This is a genomic window from Mesorhizobium sp. M7A.F.Ca.ET.027.03.2.1, from assembly GCF_003999175.1.
Taxonomy (GTDB): domain Bacteria; phylum Pseudomonadota; class Alphaproteobacteria; order Rhizobiales; family Rhizobiaceae; genus Mesorhizobium.
Window position 1 is genome coordinate 1 of the sequence record NZ_RZOM01000799.1, and the last position, 2,930, is coordinate 2,930.

At 64.7% G+C, this 2,930-nt stretch carries 3 protein-coding genes; 2 read left to right on the plus strand and 1 reads right to left on the minus strand.

Annotated elements, in window-relative coordinates:
* Positions 1-639: MurR/RpiR family transcriptional regulator (locus tag EN750_RS27055; protein ID WP_145967944.1), on the minus strand; the 639-nt coding region annotated here is incomplete at its 3' end.
* 145 nt (positions 640-784) lie between these two features.
* Here EN750_RS27055 and EN750_RS27060 point away from each other — a divergent pair.
* Both EN750_RS27060 and EN750_RS27065 read left to right on the plus strand, forming a co-directional pair.
* Positions 785-1,951, plus strand: a complete 1,167-nt coding sequence (locus EN750_RS27060; RefSeq protein WP_127398475.1) for an FAD-binding oxidoreductase — start codon at positions 785-787, stop codon at positions 1,949-1,951.
* A 14-nt stretch (positions 1,952-1,965) separates the two neighbouring features.
* The coding region (locus EN750_RS27065; protein WP_245482825.1) for a branched-chain amino acid ABC transporter permease at positions 1,966-2,930 on the plus strand (965 nt) is incomplete at its 3' end.

The following is a 2,930-nucleotide window of genomic DNA, read 5'->3' on the forward strand; positions in this document are numbered from 1 at the left end:
GAACAGCACGATGCGCACATCGAGCGCTGCCGCTTGGCTCGCATAGGCCATCACATCGAGCTGATAGCGGCGATAGTCGAACACGACGAGCACGTCGCGGCGGTCGAGGTCGGCGAGCGTGTCGAAGGTCTGCGGAGAAAGCACGCCGAGATCGCGAACCCCGGAGCGAAACTGTACGAGATAGCCGGCCAGCATGCCGGCGATGTGACGGCTGACACGTCCGCCTACCATGACAATCTCGCCCTTGACCTCCATCAGCAGGCGGGCCGCCCGCTCGTATGTCTGGATGGGTGTCGCGGCGGTGGCTTTCTGCAAGGCCGTGGTGACGCTATCGAGATAGGCCAGCACGGCGCTGTCGTTGGAACCGCTCTGCCGCTTGGCCTCCATCATCAGCAGCGGCGAGTGCAGTCTTGCCTCGACTTCGGCCAGAAGCTTCGCCTGGAAATCCGGAAAACCTTCATAACCGAGTTTTACGACCAGCCTCACCACGGTCGGATCGCTGACGCCAGCGCGCCGGGCGAGCGATGAGGCGGTGCCGAGGCCGGAGGTCGGATAGTCCGTCAACAGCAGCCGGACGATCTTTTCTTCCGACGGCGTCAGCGCAAGATCCCCGCGCATCAGAACATCGCGTATCGCCATGGGCCTCCCCGAAATCCGTGTTCTCTTGTTTTGTCGAGTTTATTACAGAGATTTAAATCTTGGTCAACAATGAAGAGATGTTGACATTGCGTGATCGCTGGCCCTACCTTGTCGGAAAGCAGCCAAGAGACTGTGGGGAACAGCCATGCGAAAAGGAAGCGACGTCATTGTCGTCGGTGCCGGCATTGTCGGATCGAGCGCCGCCTATCATCTGGCCAAGGCCGGTGTGAAGGTCACATTGGTCGAGCAGACCCATCCCGCCGGCGGCCCGTCGGGCAAATCGTCGGCGCTGCTGCACGCCTTCTACCTGATGCCGGAATTGTCGCAGCTTTCCATACGTGGCCGCGAGATCCTGGTGTCGCTGCCGGAAATCGCGGGCGAAGGCTCTTTCGTCACCGAAATCGGCATGATGTGGGTCTGCGGCAACGACAACAAGGTGAGTTGGACGGCGGCGGCCGAACGCATCCGCGGCGAGGGCGCGCGCATCGAGACATTGTCACCGCAGGCCTTTGCCGACGCGGCACCCGGCTTTGCCTTGGACAATGTCGCAATGGCGCTGTGGGAGCCGGAATATGGCTACGCCGATGCCTTCGGCGCCACCAACGCTATCGCCCGTGCCGCCCGCGCCAACGGTGCCAGGATCATGCAGAACACGTTGGTCGAGAGCCTCCAGCGGCAGGGCGACCGCATCACCGGCGTCACTCTGACTGATGGAACGGTGCTGGAAGCCGGTACCGTCGTCCTGGCCGCCGGGCCGTGGACGCGCCGCCTGCTGGCGACGGTCGGCCTCGATCTGCCGCTGCATGTCGAGCGCCATCCGATGGCCGTGCTCGACGCTGCCGGCAAGGCAAGGCAGGTCATGCCGTTCGCCTGGTGCGACGACATTTACTGCAACTATGCTCGGCCCGACAATGACGGTGTCATCCTGGCCGGCACGTGGGCCGGCGGTGGCACCGGCCTGCGCCACGAACATGCGGGCCGCCCGCGTTTTGTCGAAAATCCCGACAACTACATGGAAGGTGTCGAGGAGCAGGAATCGGTCGAGATTCTGGAGACCTTCGTTGACAGAGTCCCTGCCATGGCCGAGCTTGGCATCCGGCCCGGCTATGCCGGACTCTACGACATGAGCCCCGACGATCTGCCGGTCATCGGCGCCATGCCTGACGTCGAAGGGCTGGTCGTTTCGGCGGGATCCTCCGGCCACGGCTTCAAGACCGGGCCGGCAGTCGGCGAGGCGGTGGCCAGGCTGGTCACCGAAGGCGCGCAACCGATCCTGGCGCCGTTTTCACCCGATCGCTTCAGGGCCGCGTAATGGCGTCGGTGACGATGAGCGAGAGCAAGCCCAGTGGCTTCATGCCGGCCGCGTTTCGCAACGCCACTGCCGATGCCCTGTGCATGGTCGCGGTGCTGCTGCTGGTGGCGCTTGCCGCCTTCATCTTTGGCAGCGCCGCCATGCAACGTGTGGTCACCTATGCCGCGATCATGCTGACGGCGGTGCTCGGCCTGCAGATATTCTCTGGCAACAGCGGCATCGTCTCGTTCGGTCAGGCCGCCTTTGTCGGCCTTGGCGCCTACGCCACCGGCATCCTCACCATGCCGACCGCATTGCAGCGAACGGCGCTGCGCGACCTGCCGCAATTCCTCGCCGGGTATCAACTCTCCTTCTTCGCGGCGCTGGCCGTCGTCCTTGCTCTCGCGGTCATCGTCGGCCTGTTGACCGGCACGCCGCTGCTCAGGCTTTCCGGATCGAGCGCTTCGATCGCAACGCTTGCCATGCTGATCATCGTCTACACGCTGCTGGTGGCCGGGCGCGAGATCACGCGCGGCAGTCAGCCATTCTATGGCGTGCCGCGCGAGGTAGGGCTGTGGACGGCTGCCGCTGTCGCTTCGATGGCGCTGGTGGCGGCGAGGCTGTTTCGCGAAACCTCCTTCGGCCTTGCCGCCCGCGCCGCCGCCAATGACGAGCGCGGTGCCGCCGCCGTCGGCGTCGACCAGCGCACGGCGCGTTTGGCCGCTTGGGTGGCGGGTGTCGTCGCCGCCATGGCCGCCGGCGCCATGATGGCGCAGTTTCTGGGTGCGTTCTCGCCACGCGATTTCTATTTCGACCTCGGCTTCACCATGCTCGCCATGCTGATCGTCGGCGGCATGACCTCGTCGCTCGGCGCTTTCGCCGGCGTCATCGTCACCATCGTTTTGGTCGAAGTGGTGCGCCGCTTCGAAGGCGGCGGCGAGGTGCTCGGCCTGCATCTGCCCGTCCTGTTCGGCCTGACCCAGGGCGTGCTTGCCATCGC

What these genes read in the sequence shown, in the direction of transcription:
- EN750_RS27060 (WP_127398475.1), top strand. Translation starts at nt 785, where the DNA reads ATGCGAAAAGGAAGCGACGTCATTGTCGTCGGTGCCGGCATTGTCGGA.